The organism is Desulfoluna sp. CYM3A, from assembly GCF_056829965.1.
The window spans coordinates 4,781,439-4,795,523 of the sequence record NZ_CP186556.1; the positions used below are offsets into that span (position 1 = coordinate 4,781,439).

Below are 14,085 nucleotides of genomic sequence, written 5' to 3' on the forward strand. Positions count from 1 at the left end.
CAACCCGTTTTTTTGGTGGCTTACCTTGCCGCCATATCCCATGCCGCTCCGGCGACTGGCCGGGGTGAAAGGAGTCTTCCATGCATGTCACGTTCTACGGTGCCATTCGCGAAGTCACCGGGTCCATGCACCTGCTTGAGGCAGGCAAAGATCGCATCCTGCTGGACTGCGGGCTCTTTCAGGGCCGACGCAAAGAGACCGAGGCCAAAAACCGCGTCTTCCCCGTGGACCCCGAGTTCATCACCAACATGATCCTCTCCCACGCCCACATCGACCACTCCGGGCGTATCCCCCTGCTGGTCAAAGGAGGCTTCAACGGCCGCGTCATCACCACCCGCACCACGGCCGACGCCTGCTCCTTCCTGCTGCGGGACTCCGCCCACATCCAGGAGTCGGACGCCCTTTACCTCAACTACAAAACCGTCCGCGGCCACCTTTACAACCTGGCCAACGGCAAGAACAAGCTCACCAACCGGGAGCGCTCGGAGATCACCAAGCTCCTCAAGCACAACGGCCTGCGCCTCAACAAGGGAGCCATCGCAGAGCTCCTGGCCAAGCACAACCTCAACAGCGTGGAGCCCATGGCCGACGCCGAGGCAGCCCTCTCCGCCTTTGACGGCTACCCCTACAACACGCCCATCACCGTGGGCAAGGGCATGACCGTCACCTTTTACGAGGCAGGCCACATCCTGGGCTCTGCCCTGTGCCTCCTCTCTTTCCGCGATAACGGACGGCGCTTCAACGTTATCTACACCGGGGACATCGGGCGCTTCGGACGGCCCATCCTGAAAAACCCCACCCTCCACTTCCCGGACGACATCGGCCCCATCGACCTTATGATCATGGAGAGTACCTACGGCGCCCGCCACCACGAGCCCGCCGAAGAGCTCAAGGACAGGCTGGCCGAGGTGATCAACGACACCTTCGACAGAAAAGGCGTGGTGGTGATCCCCGCCTTTGCCTTCGGAAGAACCCAGGACGTGGTCTACATCATCCACGAGCTGAGAAACGAAGGACGCATCCCCAAGTTCCCCGTGTTCGTGGACTCCCCCCTGGCCGGCAACCTCACCCGGGTCTTTGCCGAACACCCGGAGGTCTACGACAAGGAGGCCCACCGCACCTTCCTGGAAAAAGGCATGAACCCCTTCGAGTTCAAAGGGCTCTCCTACATCAGCACCGTGGCCGAATCAACCATCGTCATCGTCCATCACCCCCCACATCATCATCTCCTCCTCGGGCATGTGCGAAGCAGGCCGCATCCTCCACCACCTGCGGTACCGGGTCCACAACCCCAACAACACCATCGTCATCGTGGGGTACATGGCCCAGCACACCCTGGGACGCCGCATCATGGAACTGGGCTGGGACTACAAGCAAAACGGCCGAAAAGGAAAGCCCCCCATGGTCAAAATCCTGGGCAAGGAGTACCCCCTCAAAGCCGACGTGGTGAAAATCGGCGGATTCTCCGCCCACGCCGACCGCGAAGAGATGCACACCTTTCTCAAAAAATCGAACCTCCAGGTGAAAAACATCGCCGTGGTCCACGGGGAAGAAGAGCAATCCAAAGCCTTTGCCGCCTTCCTCAAAGAAAAAGGCCTCAACGCCTTTGTGCCCAAACGGGGACAGACCATCACCATGGAATAGCCTCCGGCAGCCAGGGGATAAATCCCCTGGACCCCAGGTCTCACAAATGTTCCGGGGCTTCGCCCCTTCACATTTGCTGACGGGCTTCGCCCGTGATGAGTGCCGAGGCAAGGGGCAATACATCGCACCTGGGTATCTCTGCGCTCCCAGGCTCTGCCTGGGGGTGTTTAAAGCAAGGCTCTGCCTTGCCGGTATATAAAATTCGATGAATGGCGCTTGGCGCAGGCTTTCTCGACATCAAACATGGAGGCAGAGCCTCCGAAGATCATTCCCAGGCAGAGCCTGGGAACGAGCCAATACACACAACACAAAAGCCCCACCTGAATGCAGGCGGGGCTTTTGTATAGAACCTTTTATCATGGGCGCAGCCCGTCAGGGAATGTGATGAGCCTGAGGAACGAAGGCGAAAGAGCATTCCCGAACCTGGGGTCAAGGGGCTTTAGCCCCTTGCCGCCGGAGGCACGTTTTTTTTCACCCTTACAACAGCCCCCGCTCTCCGAGGTTGCCGTAGCGGTGGTAGTTGTCGCAGATGCTCTGTTCACGGACGTACTGGAGCAGTTCGAGGCGGCCTTCGGCAAGGACCTTGGTCCTTGCGATGTAGAAGCCGGTCTCGGCGGCTTTGGCCAGGAGGGCGTCGGGCACGCGGTCCGGGGCGGCAAAGCGCATGCGGTCTGCGGTTTTGAGGTAAGCGGCCAGGGAGGTTTCCCCTTCTTTGGCCACGGTGACCCCGGCAAGGAGTCGCTCTCCGTCTGCGCTCTCCACAAAGGCAAACACCTCTTCGGGGGCTTCGGGTGACAGGCTCAGGGTTACCTTATTCCGGGTGACAAGAGCTGCCGTGCACATGGCAAGGATGTCTGCAAGGGTATCGTCCCCGGTGGCGCGCACCACCACGTGGCCCACGGGCAGGTAGCGCACGATGTTGTCCTGGCCCCTCAGGCGGAAGTGGTCGGTCTCTTTTTCAAACTCGGTCTCGTACCATCCCATGTAGCTGAAGGCAGACCGGACGAACCGGGTGATCTCCGTGCCCATGGCGCCAAAGCCTCCCCAGGCAGCCTTGGACTCCAGGTCCTGGCAGCAGCGGTAGAGGGCTGTCTCCTTCTGCACCGGGGGAAAGACCGGGGTCGGGGTCTCTTCCACGGCCATGAACTGGCTGACGTAGTTGGGACTGCCCGCCTTGATACCGGATCCGATGGCAGACTTGCCCATGCCGCCGAAGGGTTGGCGCAGGACGATGGCCCCGGTGGTGCCTCGGTTGATGTAAAGGTTTCCGGCTTTGATGCTGTTCTTCCAGAGGGCCTGTTCCCGGTCGTCCAGGCTCTCGATGCCCGAAGTAAGGCCGTAGCCGGTCTGGTTGACAAGGCTGATGGCGTGCTCCAGGTTGTCGGCCTTCATCACCCCCAGCACGGGCCCGAAGAATTCGGTCATGTGGGTGTAGCTGCCGGGCTTGACGTTGTACTTGATGCCCGGGCTCCAGAGGTAGGGGTTGTCTCCTATCTGGGCGGGTTTCAGGGCCCACTCCTCCCCGGGCTCCAGCTCGGTGAGGCCCCGCTTCAGGTCCCCTGAGGGCGGGTTCACCAGGGTTCCCATGCTGTTTTTGTACTCCCAGGCAGAGCCCACGTACCAGCTTCGGGCCGCGTCCACCAGCTGCTGGCGGAACTGGGCGTCTTCGTACACGTCCTTTTCCAGGATCAGCAGGGAGGTGGCAGAGCACTTCTGGCCGGTGTTGCCGAAGGCCGAGTGGATGATGTTCTTGATGGCCTGGTCCCTATCGGACATGGAGGTGACGATGGTGGCGTTCTTGCCCCCGGTCTCGGCGGAGAGGGCCAGGGTGGGTTTTGCCTTTAAAAGGGCCAGCCCGGTGTCGGTGCCGCCGGTGAGGATCACGTAATCCACCCGCTCGTCCGTGGCCAGTTTCTGGCCGGTGGTGGCCCCGGAGCAGGGCATGAACTGGAGAACCTTTTTGGAAACCCCGGCGCGCCAGAAGCAGTTGCAGAGGATCCAGGCAGGCAGCACCGCGTCTGACGCGGGCTTGAAGATCACGGTGTTGCCCGCGGCAAGGGAGGCGGAGATGCCGCCGCAGGGAATGGCGATGGGAAAGTTCCAGGGAGAGATCACAAGGCCCACGCCCTTGCCCGTTGCGGTGACGCCGTTAAGGCTGGCGAGCTTGCGGGCACTCAAGGGGTAGAATTCCACAAAATCGATGGCCTCGGAGACCTCCACGTCGGCCTCGGTGAGGAGCTTGCCCGTGGACGCGGCGGCCGCACCCATGAGGTCTGCCCTTGCCTTGCGGATCTCCACGGCCACCCGGGAGAGGACCTCGTGACGGCCTTCCCAGCCCAGGGCCCGCCATCCGTCGGGATCAGCCAGGGCTGTTTCCAGGGCCTCTTCGGCGTCGGCGTCGTCTGCCATGGCGTAGCGGGCGCTGACGATGTTCTCCTTTTTCTTTTCGCTGAACTGGCAGGGGTCCATGCCTTCCCGGATCTTTTTGCCCTCAAAGCGCTCGTCGCCTGCCACCACCACGGGAATTTCGTGGGGAGCTTTGTCCGCTGCGGGCATCCAGGCATCCCGGATCCCTTCGGCCCAGGACCGGTTTCCGGAAAGTGCCCAGTCCGTGTCGGCCTCGTTGATAAAGCGCCCGGTGTGATGGCTGCCGCCCTCAAAATCGTCCCAGGTTTCTGCCGTACGATCCTGGACGCGATTGGAAATTTTCGGCGCTTTTTCCCGCAGTTCCAGGGAGGCCCTGAACCCCTTTTCAAGAAAGGTCCACTCTTTGGACCCCGGTTTCAGGTCGTTGGCGTACCGCAGAAAGTTCTCCGGGGCCGTGTTCTCGTCCAGGCGGCGAATCAGGTAAGCGATGGCGTTGATGAACTGCTCTTTTCCGGCCACCGGCGCGTAGAGGAGCACATCCCCGGTGGTCTCCAGAATGGCCCGTCGCACATGGTCGGCCATGCCTTCGAGCATCTCAAAGCCAAAGTACTCGGTGACCTGGTTCTCTTTGGCCATGGCATAGGCAAAGGCCAGCTCAAAGAGGTTGTGGGAGGCGATGCCCAGGTGCACGGCCTGGATGTTTTCGGGCTCCATGGCGTACTCGGCCATGCGCTTGTAGTTGGCGTCCACAAAGGGTTTGTTGTCGAAGGGGGCCAGGGGCCAGTTGTGCAGGGCCGATTCCACCTGCTCCATCTCCATGTTGGCGCCCTTGACGATGCGCAGCTTGATGGGTGCCCCGCCGTCTGCCACGCGTTCTTTGGCCCACTCGGTGAGCCTGCGCTGCATGGCCCAGGAGTCCGGGAGATAGGCCTGGAGAACGATGCCCGCGGAGTGATTTTTCAGCTCCTTCTGCTCCAGGGTCTCCATGAAGGCCCGGGCCGTAAGCTCCAGGTCCCTGTACTCCTCCATGTCCAGGTTCACGAACTTTTTCACCGTGGTGCCGTCTTTGCGGGTGTAGGTGTGGTTCTCGGCCGTGGTAAAAAGCACGGTGAGGCGTTTTTTCAACTCGGCCACGGTGTCGTCCATGGCCAGGGAAGAGATCTGGGAATAGATGGTGGAGATCTTGACGGAGATGTACTCGATGTCCGGGCTGGAGAGGTCCCGCACATAGGCTTCAAGACGGTGCTCCGCCTCCTCTTCCCCCAGCACGGCCTCGCCGATGTGGTTGATGTTCATGCGGACCCCTTCGTCCTTGCGCTTGGCAAGGTGGGCCTTGAAGGGGCCCTCCTCGCCGGGGACCACGGCCCGGCTGCTCTGCTTTCGAATCTGCTCCACCATCTGGGGCACGGAGACCCAGGGGATGTGGCGCCCCACCCCCATGAAAAGCATCATCAGCGATTTTTCCAGGGGCCCCATGAACTTGGGAATCCCCTTCTCCTTCAGGAGGGTGTAGACCCGATCCGCCACCTTGGGAGTGAGGCTCGACCGAAAACTCTCGTCGATCATCCGCGTGAGGATCACCTTGTCCATGGGGTGGGTAAGAAGCCGACTCATCATCTTCTGAATCTTCTTCTCATCCGGGGTCAACAACTCGTTGGCGCGGGTCTGCCACTGCTCGGCCAGAGCCACCGCCTCCTGAACCAGTCTCGCTTCTGTCTGCTTTTCCATGATCCTTCCTTCCTATGTCATATAAGTCACAATCTATCTTTTCTGGTTAACGTGCATAAAAACCAGGGGATAAATCCCCTGGACCCCAGGTTCGGGAATGCTCTTTCGCCTTCGTTCCTCAGGCTCATCACATTCCCTGACGGGCTTCGCCCGTGGTGAGTTCCGAGTGCAAGGGCAATCAGCTTTCGAGGTGTTTTCGCTATCGTGGCTTCGCCACCCTCGCCGTCGCGGGCTACGGCGCGACAGGCGAGGTAGGGGTATTCACGAGCTTTGTCATATGGCGGTCGAATTTAACCACGTGGCTGCCCATGAGGGCAGCGGCGCGGACGCCGTTGCCGTCTTTAACTGCGTGAAAGAGATCGATGAGGTCCTGGTGGTTCTCGACCAGGATCTCTTTTTTCCTTGCCAGGTAGGCCTCGTAGTACTCGTGGATGTTTTCGTGGACGGCCTTCTGGACCAGGGAGAAGAGGCGATTGCGGGCGATGCGGGCCAGCTCCTGGTGGAACCTGCCGTCGGCGGCGATGAAGGCGTCCCAGTCATAGTGGTCTTCCAGGTGGACCCGGGTCTCTTCCAGGATTTCGGCAAGGGAGACCATGTCCTCGTCGGTGCGGCGCTGGGCGGCCAAAGAGGCGATGTCCGCCTCCACGGAACTTCGAAACTCCTGCAGGTTTTCAAAGGGGATCTCTTTTCGCCGCACCATAAGGGAGAGGCTCTCCAGCATGGGCTCGGTGGAGGCCTGCTTGACGATGGCCCCGCCATGGACGCCCAGGCGAATCTCAATAAGCCCTTTTTGCTCCAGGACCCGAAGGGCTTCCCTTAAGGTGCCCCGGCTGATGTTGAAGGTCTCTTTGAGTTCCCGCTCGGAGGGCAGCTTCTCGCCGGGCTTGATGCGCCCGTCCAGGATGGCTTCCTGGATCTGGTCCACCACGTCTTGGAAAATGCGACTCTGTTTTGCTTTCTCAAACATATGTTTTTCACGGCTCCCTGGCCGGTCATGGTGCACGGTTCAACGGAACAACGCCCGCATTCTGGTCCTTTCCAGGGCGATGCCAGCCCACAAAAAGGAAGAAAACAGGCGCAAAGATCAAATGGTTTAACCATTAGATACTTTACACACCCAGCCTTTGTCAAGGGAGACAACATTCTGAAAAAGTTCTTTATACACGGGCAAGCATCTGAGGAGCGGTGAACTGAACGTTTCGATTGCCTTCTTATGCGCAACATAGAAAAAAAGCGCATCCAGCAGGAGCGCCGGCAGTGCGGTTAGATCCACAATGGACAAGTAGCAACAACGTATCCTGTTCCGTCGAAGCTTGTGAACCAGCCCGCATAAACCATGGGCCTTTATGTCGGGCGAAGCCCGAGCCGAAGGCGCGTGCGCATTTCCCTGAGGAACGAAGGAAAATGTGCACGCGCAATCAGCTTTCGAGGTGGCTCCACCTCGCCGCCGGAGGCAGCCAAGTTAAAGATGCCTCCGGCGGCCCTGCCGGGGGCCAAACTTTTGAAAAGTTTGACAAACAGGTTTTGCTCAGTATTCACGAAAATCTTCGCGGAAGCTCTTCACCTGAGGAACGAAGGGGGAGGGCTTTCGCAACCTGGGGTCCAGGGGTGGCGAAGCCACTTAGGCCAAAAATCCCCTGGCCGCCGGAGGCACGCTTTTTGAGCCCACTTTAACCATAGAAGGCAGGTACAACACCCTCATATCCACTGATGCAGCTGTTCCAAAAGGCCGTCGAGTTCTTCGTTCCTGAAACAGTAGCGCATCTGGGTGAACCGGCCCCTGAAGGCCGCCACCTCATCCCGAACGGATTTTCCGTTGATGAGGACATCTGCCATGAGCTCGGCCAGGGCGCCGAAATCCTCTTTTTCCATGCCGAAGCGGGTCATCTCCTGAACGCCGGTACGCAGGGCGCCGGAGGCGGTAAAGCCCTCCTCTTCGGGGATGGCCTGGTAGTTCACCAGAATGTTGTTCTCTTCCAGGTGCCGGGCGGCTTCCGGGCCTTTGGCGTAGCCCACCTTGATGATCACCTGGTGGGTCTCGGTGTAGCCTTCGGCCGGGTCACCGGCCACCTCCAGGCCGCAGTCGGCAAGGGCCTGGGCAAAGTAGCAGGCATTTTCCAGCACCTTCTTCTGGTAGGTCTGTTTAAAGGCGTTCATCTCCATGGCCGCGGCGCAGAGCCCCAAAAGGGTCCCTAAGTGATGGTTGCTCACGCTGCCGGGAAAAGTGCGCCGGGTGATGGCGTCCCACAGGGGAAGGCGGGGATCGTCGTCGGCCATGTCGGCGGTGATCACGCCCCGCTGGGGGCCGAAAAAGGTTTTGTGGGTGGAGCCGGTGACAAGGTCGGCCCCTTCGGCAAAGGGCTCCTGGAACCAGGGACCGGCAAGGCCCAGGACGTGGGCCATGTCGTACATGAGGACGGCATCGAGGCCCAGCTCGTCCACCATGGCGCGGATCTCCCGCACCGGCTCTTTGTGCAGGACCATGCTCTTGCCGAAGATTATCAACTCGGGCTTTTCGGCCTCCAGGAGCCATCTGCAGGCATCAACATCAACCTTGAACGGGTTGTGGCCAAGGACGGGAAACTGCGCCACGGGGTTTTTCGGTACGCGGGTCCCGGGCGATGAAGTCCCTTAAGGCGCCCATGGGCTGAGCGCTCAGGTGTCCCCCCTTCATGATGTGGTGGTTCATGACACGGCGCATGCGGCGCTGCTCGGTTTTGCGGTCGGCCCGGTTGAGGTAATCCACCATGGCACTGAAGACCGCGGTGTTGGCCATCTGACCGGAGATCACACGGGTTTCGGCCTGGGCGCACCCCAGGAAGGTCCGCATCTCCACTTCAAGCTGCGCCTCTGCCCGGGCGATGAAGTCGGTGCCCTGATAATAAAAGACCTCGGCATCTTTTAAGGCCGCCACCTTTTTGTGCTCAGCATAGCGCCCGGCCGGATCCATGACCGAGAGGAGTTTGACCACCGGGGAGACCGACTGCTCGGAGGGGATCAGGTTGATGCAGGCACCCTGGCGCCAGGCCGTGTTGTCTGCGGCCTCCTTTATCAAGGCCCGAACCTTGGGCATCACCTCGCCCACGGCGTCCTCATCGTCCTGGTGCGGGGCTGTGTCCGCCAGCACCGGCCGTGCGTACGGCGGGGCATCGCTCCGCATGTGGCAAGGCACGATGACAGCCTCGCTCATCTTTCCCCGGATCTCCACCTCCAGGGCCTGCCCTTCCCTTAAATCGCTGTCCACCATGGCGATGCAGATGGCCCGCCGCCCCTTCTCCCCGGTCAGATGCGTGCGGATGCCCTCCCCGTCCATCACCCAGTAGGGGACCATGGTCCCGCTGCTCACATAGCCCACCGGGGCACCGCGCCTGAAGACACGGCATCCCTGCCGGGCGATGCCTTTTCCCGTAAGGGCCAGGGGCTGTGCCATGCGGGGCAGATCCCCTTTGAGGGAATCATCACCGGCCACAAGGCGAGAAAACGCCCTGTGTTGCCGCGTCAGGGCCTCCCGCCCCACAAAATCGCCTTTCAGGGGGCTCAAGCTCACGGCAAACCGCGCAAGGGGGCATGCAAACACGGGGATCTCTCCCCCGTCGGGGTCCTGCCCCAGCTCGTGGCCGTACAGGGGCAAACCCGCTTCCAGGCGCAGGGTATCCCGTGCCCCCAGGCCGATGGGTTCGGCGCCTTCTGCCACGAGCATCTCCCAGAGCGCCTCGCCATGGGCCGTGTCGCAGAAGAGCTCGAAGCACAGGGGTTCGCCTGTGTACCCGGTACGGGCCAGTCGCACGGGCACGCCCTTAAGTTTCACCTCGGAGAGGGCATTGCGCCTGGGCTCGGGCAGGGCCCCCTCCTCCAACAGGCCGGCAAGGAGGGTTTTGGAGGTGGGGCCCTGGAGACTCAGCATGGCCTGGTCAAAGGTGGCGTCATGCAGGGAGGCATCCTGGAACGCCTCCAGGTGAGCCTGAAAATGGTGCCAGTCCCTGGTCCGGTTGGCGGCGTTGACCACCAAGAGAAAGCCCTCCTGTTGAAACCGATAGAGGTAGGCATCGTCCACTGCCCCGCCCCCTTCGGTGGGGATCATGGTGTACTGGGCCTCCCCCACGGCGAGGGCGGCGGCGTTGTTGGTGAGGACATGCTGAAGAAAGCCGAGGGCATCGTCTCCGGAGACGACAAAACGCCCCATGTGGGAGACGTCAAAGAGCCCGGCCTTTTTTCGGGTGGTGAGGTGCTCGGCCACGATGCCCGATGGGTACTCCAGGGGCATCTCCCATCCCCCAAAGGGAACGAGTCGGGCTCCGGCCCGAAGGTGGCAGGTGAAAAACGGCGTGCGGTGAAGTTCCGTCATGGTCGTCTCCTCCTCTGGCCTGTGTCATTACCCGGGAATTTTCAGATGGGTACATCCGGTGCGGATGGGCCATTGTACCACCGAGGCCCTTCAAAAGGAACCATTGGGATGTCACCCCTGAGGGTCAACGCATTTAATCATTCAGTTGCCTCCGGCGGGTCGCTTTTTGAAAAAAGAAGAGGGGCTATGCCTTGTAGGGACGCATCCTCAAAAAACAAAACCTGTTTGTCAAACTTTTCAAAAGTTTGGCCCCCGGCAGGGCCGCCGGAGGCAAAAATCTAAATGCGTTAACCCTGTGTCACCCCCGCATCACCCACTGACGTGCAAGGGGAGACACCCGATGCACTTTCGTCTCACGGCCGCGGCCCATCCCCCCTTGCCCTGCCCGCCGAAGAGCTGATATAATCCCACAAACCGTCAAAATACCTTCTTTTTTACATCTTCATGCGTGGGCCCTCCCGCCCCGGCACACATCTTGTATACCCATCTTCATCGACGCTGTTCATCAATGCATGGCGGCACCACAACGCCTTAACCTTCAAGGAGAGAACACATGGCAGTGATCATGATCGGCGGCACACCCGCCAACACCACAGGCAACCTCCCCGATGTCGGGTCCAAAGCCCCGGGGTTCACCCTGACCAAGACCGACCTGACGGATGTGAGCCTTCCTGACCTGGCGGGCAAACGCATCGTCTTGAATATCTTCCCCAGTATCGACACGCCGGTCTGCTCGGCGTCGGTGCGCCGGTTCAACCAGGAGGCCGCCTCCCTTGCCAACACCCAGGTCCTGAGCGTCTCCGCCGACCTGCCCTTTGCCCACAAGCGGTTCTGCGAAACCGAGGGCATCGACGGGGTCATCCCGGTGTCCGAGCTCCGCACCCGCGGGTTCGGGGATGCCTACGGCGTCCGCATTGCCGAAGGGCCCCTGCAGGGGCTCCTGGCCCGGGCCGTTGTGGTCCTTGACGAAGAGGGGACGGTCATCTATTCATCCTTTTCAAAAGACCTGAAGGAAGAGCCCCCCTACGAAGAGATCCTGGCCACCCTGGCCTGATGCGACGCGCCCCCTTATAAGGGGGCCACCGTTAACCGATGATTGCGCAGAGAAAGGACAACGATGGAATCGGACAACGTGCGATTGGTATCATGGAATGTCAACGGCCTCCGGGCCGTCTGGAAGAAAGATTTTGAAGGGGCCGCGGAGCGGCTTGGGGCCGATGTGCTCATGGTCCAGGAGACCAAGCTCCAGGAGCCCCAGCTCACCCCGGAAATGACGGCCCTCAACGGGTCCAAGGCTCACTGGTCGTTTTCCACGGTCAAAAAAGGGTACAGCGGGGTCGGGGCCTGGACAAAAACCGCCCCCGTGGCCGTGCGACACGGCATCGGGACCCCGGAGTTTGACGATGAAGGGCGAATCCTGGAGCTTGAGTACGAGAAGTTCACCCTCTTCAACGTCTATTTTCCCAACGGCCAGCAGAGCGATGAACGGCTGGACTACAAGCTCCGGTTCTACGATGCGTTCTTTGCCTACACCAACGCCCTCAGGGACAAGGGCCGCCCCGTCATCATCTGCGGGGACGTCAACACCGCCCACAACGAAATCGACTTGCGGCACCCCAAGGCCAACTCCAAGCGCTCGGGTTTCCTCCCCGTTGAGCGGGAGTGGCTGGACCGTATCCTCGCCATGGGCTACGTGGACACCTTCCGCCACCTCTACCCGGAGGAGGAGAAGTACTCCTGGTGGTCCTATCACTTCGACGCCAGAACAACGCGGGGTGGCGCATTGACTACTTTTACGTCAGCCGGGACATCGCAGAGAACGGCTGGATCAAAGACGCCTGGATCGACAACGATATCTTCGGCTCGGACCACTGTCCCATCGGTCTTGATCTTGTGATCCCTTGAAAAAAGGCCCCGGACCCTGATTTTTTTAGACGGGAACCGTAAAGATTCCTCCACATGCAGCCGATATCAACAATCAGAAATCGTGCGGCCCATTGGGGGAGGCCGCATGACGTTGTTTTGATGTCATTTTTCCAGAGTGTGATGTGTGGGGGTATGGGGGACTTCATTCAAGTCAAGGAGAGCCAGGTTCATTATTACCGTTCGGTTCCTCTCTATTGCAAGGCGGACAGCGGCGACTTCGTGTTGTACAAGCCCAAGGGCAAACGCATCAACTTCACCGAAGACGCCCGGACCCGCCCTCCCCGGATCTATATCCACAAACGCGACAGCCAGGCCGCCGTGGACGAGCTGCAGACAAGTTTCAACACTCACCTGCGGCAGAGCCTGACCCCCGGCGGGCTCACCAAGGGTTCAAGACCATCCTCTGCGACATTGTCTCCGAGGCCATGGCCAAGCCCTCGGAGAGCTCCCTGTCCCAGCTCCCCGAAACCATCGACATTGTCTTCGACGGCTACGGAAACAACTCTCTGATCTTAAAACAGCTGGCCGAAAGCTCCACCGTGGACCGATCCATTATGGACCACTCCATCAACACCATGGCCATCACCATGCTCTACTGCACCCACTGCAAGCTCTCCCCGGACGAGGCAAGGCAGCTGGCCCTGGCCGCCCTTCTCCACGACATCGGAAAAACCCGTCTGGACCCCAACATCGTCATCACCAACCGCAAGCTCACCACCAAAGAGTTTGATGAGTACAAAACCCACGCCGCCATCGACATCATCAAGGAGACAGGCTCCTTTGATTTCTCCATCTCCCGGGCCATCCTGGAGCACCACGAGCGCCTAGACGGCAGCGGGTACCCCAGGGGCATCGCCCACATCGGCTTCGAAGCCCAGCTCATCGGCCTCATCGACAGCTACGAGAACCTCACCCACCGGGAAAAAACCTACCGCAAAATCAAAAGCCCCTTTGATACCCTGAACCTCATCAAACACGAGGTGGTCACCAAAGGAGCCTTTGATAAAACCCTTTTTAAAGACCTCTGCACCTGCCTGGCCTGATCCGGATTCTCAGCTTCCGGCGCTGCCCTGGGTCAGGCCGTTGAGCCCGTTTTCGGGAAGATTCAGGTGAAGATCGCGCTGGGGAAATGGAATGGAGATGCCCTTGGCGTCAAAGCTCTTCTTGATGGCCTCCTGAAGGGAAAACCAGGTGCTCCAGTAGTCGGCGGTCTTTACCCAGGGACGCACCACAAAGTTGACGCTGCTCTCCCCCAGCTCACTCACCGCGATGGTGGGGGCGGGGCTTTCAAGGACCATGGGCTCATTTTTCAGGATGTCCTCCAGGGTCTGTCTCACCTCATCCAGGTTATCCCCGTACCCGACACCGGCCACCAGGTCCACCCGGCGAATATCCTCGGCCGTGTGGTTGACGATGATGCCGCCGGTCACCTGGGCGTTGGGGATGATGATCCGCTTGTTGTCCACGCTCTTGATGACGGTGCTGAACATGCCGATCTCCTTCACCGTGCCCTGGGTGCCTCCGGCCTCCACAAAGTGCCCCACCTTAAACGGGGTAAAGACCACCAGAAGGACCCCGGAGGCGAAGTTGGCCAAAGAGCCCTGAAGGGCCAGGCCCACGGCAAGACCTGCGGCACCGAGCACCGCGATGAACGAGGTGGTCTGCATCCCCAGCTTGCCCAGGGCCGCGATGATCACAAAGGCCATGAGGCCCACGTACACCACGCTGCAGACAAAGGAGATGAGGGTGGGTTCCACCTTTCCCCTTGACCATGATATTTCGAAGCACGCGTCGAAGAATGCCTGCGGCAATGCGCCCCAGCACGAGAATCACCAGGGCCGCCACCACTTTCAAACCGTAAAACGCCAGCCACTCCTGAAGCTTCATCACAATGGATTCCATTGGATCCTCCTTGGGTTGATGGGTCTTAAATGAGATGGCAATGACAAGACAAAAAGATGCGTCAGCGTGCCGGAAAGGATGTCACCGGGACGGAGCGGCACATGACGGGATACATGAAGGGACGATGTAACGGTTCAACATGCCTCCGGCAGGGTCGCCGGAGGCACACTGGT

Annotated in this window: 10 protein-coding genes and 2 pseudogenes; 6 read left to right on the plus strand and 6 right to left on the minus strand. The window is 60.2% G+C overall.

Annotation, left to right across the window (positions count from 1 at the left end):
- Nucleotides 1-125: 125 nt before the first annotated feature.
- Both ACOYW1_RS24240 and ACOYW1_RS24245 read left to right on the plus strand, forming a co-directional pair.
- Nucleotides 126-1,133 (plus strand): annotated as a pseudogene (locus ACOYW1_RS24240) (MBL fold metallo-hydrolase); the annotation flags it as partial.
- Between the two features lie 106 nt (nucleotides 1,134-1,239).
- The gene (locus ACOYW1_RS24245; protein ID WP_482423810.1) at nucleotides 1,240-1,644 is read left to right on the plus strand and encodes an MBL fold metallo-hydrolase RNA specificity domain-containing protein; all 405 of its coding nucleotides are present in this window, start codon (nucleotides 1,240-1,242) and stop codon (nucleotides 1,642-1,644) included.
- A 477-nt stretch (nucleotides 1,645-2,121) separates the two neighbouring features.
- On the opposite strand, the gene ACOYW1_RS24250 is transcribed toward ACOYW1_RS24245, so the two are convergent.
- The 4 genes from ACOYW1_RS24250 to gcvT form a co-directional block, all read right to left on the minus strand.
- Entirely contained in the window at nucleotides 2,122-5,739 is a 3,618-nt protein-coding gene (locus ACOYW1_RS24250; RefSeq protein ID WP_482420084.1) for a bifunctional proline dehydrogenase/L-glutamate gamma-semialdehyde dehydrogenase, read from the minus strand.
- Between the two features lie 232 nt (nucleotides 5,740-5,971).
- Nucleotides 5,972-6,706, minus strand: a complete 735-nt coding sequence (locus ACOYW1_RS24255; protein WP_482420085.1) for a FadR/GntR family transcriptional regulator — start codon at nucleotides 6,704-6,706, stop codon at nucleotides 5,972-5,974.
- A gap of 731 nt (nucleotides 6,707-7,437) precedes the next feature.
- Nucleotides 7,438-8,331: a hypothetical protein gene (locus tag ACOYW1_RS24260; RefSeq protein WP_482420086.1), complete on the minus strand. Its 894-nt coding sequence runs from the start codon at nucleotides 8,329-8,331 to the stop codon at nucleotides 7,438-7,440.
- Entirely contained in the window at nucleotides 8,288-10,084 is a 1,797-nt protein-coding gene (gcvT, locus tag ACOYW1_RS24265) for a glycine cleavage system aminomethyltransferase GcvT (protein WP_482420087.1), read from the minus strand. Before gcvT ends, ACOYW1_RS24260 begins: the two co-directional genes overlap by 44 nt.
- A 553-nt stretch (nucleotides 10,085-10,637) precedes the next feature.
- Here gcvT and tpx point away from each other — a divergent pair.
- From tpx to ACOYW1_RS24285, 4 genes are all read left to right on the plus strand, one after another.
- Nucleotides 10,638-11,138 (plus strand): thiol peroxidase, encoded by a 501-nt coding sequence (tpx, locus tag ACOYW1_RS24270; RefSeq protein WP_482418154.1) that lies wholly within the window; start codon nucleotides 10,638-10,640, stop codon nucleotides 11,136-11,138.
- Nucleotides 11,139-11,201: 63 nt separating this feature from the next.
- On the plus strand, nucleotides 11,202-11,981 hold the full coding sequence (locus ACOYW1_RS24275) for an exodeoxyribonuclease III (RefSeq protein ID WP_482420088.1): 780 nt from the start codon (nucleotides 11,202-11,204) through the stop codon (nucleotides 11,979-11,981).
- A 161-nt stretch (nucleotides 11,982-12,142) separates the two neighbouring features.
- Entirely contained in the window at nucleotides 12,143-12,520 is a 378-nt protein-coding gene (locus ACOYW1_RS24280; RefSeq protein WP_482420089.1) for a hypothetical protein, read from the plus strand.
- Complete coding sequence (locus ACOYW1_RS24285; RefSeq protein ID WP_482420090.1) at nucleotides 12,436-13,053, plus strand: HD-GYP domain-containing protein; 618 nt, start codon at nucleotides 12,436-12,438, stop codon at nucleotides 13,051-13,053. Before ACOYW1_RS24280 ends, ACOYW1_RS24285 begins: the two co-directional genes overlap by 85 nt.
- A gap of 9 nt (nucleotides 13,054-13,062) precedes the next feature.
- On the opposite strand, the gene ACOYW1_RS24290 is transcribed toward ACOYW1_RS24285, so the two are convergent.
- Entirely contained in the window at nucleotides 13,063-13,767 is a 705-nt protein-coding gene (locus ACOYW1_RS24290; RefSeq protein WP_482420091.1) for a mechanosensitive ion channel family protein, read from the minus strand.
- 61 nt (nucleotides 13,768-13,828) lie between these two features.
- A pseudogene (locus tag ACOYW1_RS24295) lies at nucleotides 13,829-13,912 on the minus strand (hypothetical protein); the annotation flags it as partial.
- Nucleotides 13,913-14,085 lie beyond the last annotated feature (173 nt).

What these genes read in the sequence shown, in the direction of transcription:
- ACOYW1_RS24280 (WP_482420089.1), top strand. Translation starts at nt 12,143, where the DNA reads ATGGGGGACTTCATTCAAGTCAAGGAGAGCCAGGTTCATTATTACCGT.
- ACOYW1_RS24250 (WP_482420084.1), bottom strand. Translation starts at nt 5,739, where the DNA reads ATGGAAAAGCAGACAGAAGCGAGACTGGTTCAGGAGGCGGTGGCTCTG.
- ACOYW1_RS24275 (WP_482420088.1), top strand. Translation starts at nt 11,202, where the DNA reads ATGGAATCGGACAACGTGCGATTGGTATCATGGAATGTCAACGGCCTC.
- ACOYW1_RS24255 (WP_482420085.1), bottom strand. Translation starts at nt 6,706, where the DNA reads ATGTTTGAGAAAGCAAAACAGAGTCGCATTTTCCAAGACGTGGTGGAC.
- gcvT (WP_482420087.1), bottom strand. Translation starts at nt 10,084, where the DNA reads ATGACGGAACTTCACCGCACGCCGTTTTTCACCTGCCACCTTCGGGCC.
- ACOYW1_RS24245 (WP_482423810.1), top strand. Translation starts at nt 1,240, where the DNA reads ATGTGCGAAGCAGGCCGCATCCTCCACCACCTGCGGTACCGGGTCCAC.
- tpx (WP_482418154.1), top strand. Translation starts at nt 10,638, where the DNA reads ATGGCAGTGATCATGATCGGCGGCACACCCGCCAACACCACAGGCAAC.
- ACOYW1_RS24285 (WP_482420090.1), top strand. Translation starts at nt 12,436, where the DNA reads ATGGCCAAGCCCTCGGAGAGCTCCCTGTCCCAGCTCCCCGAAACCATC.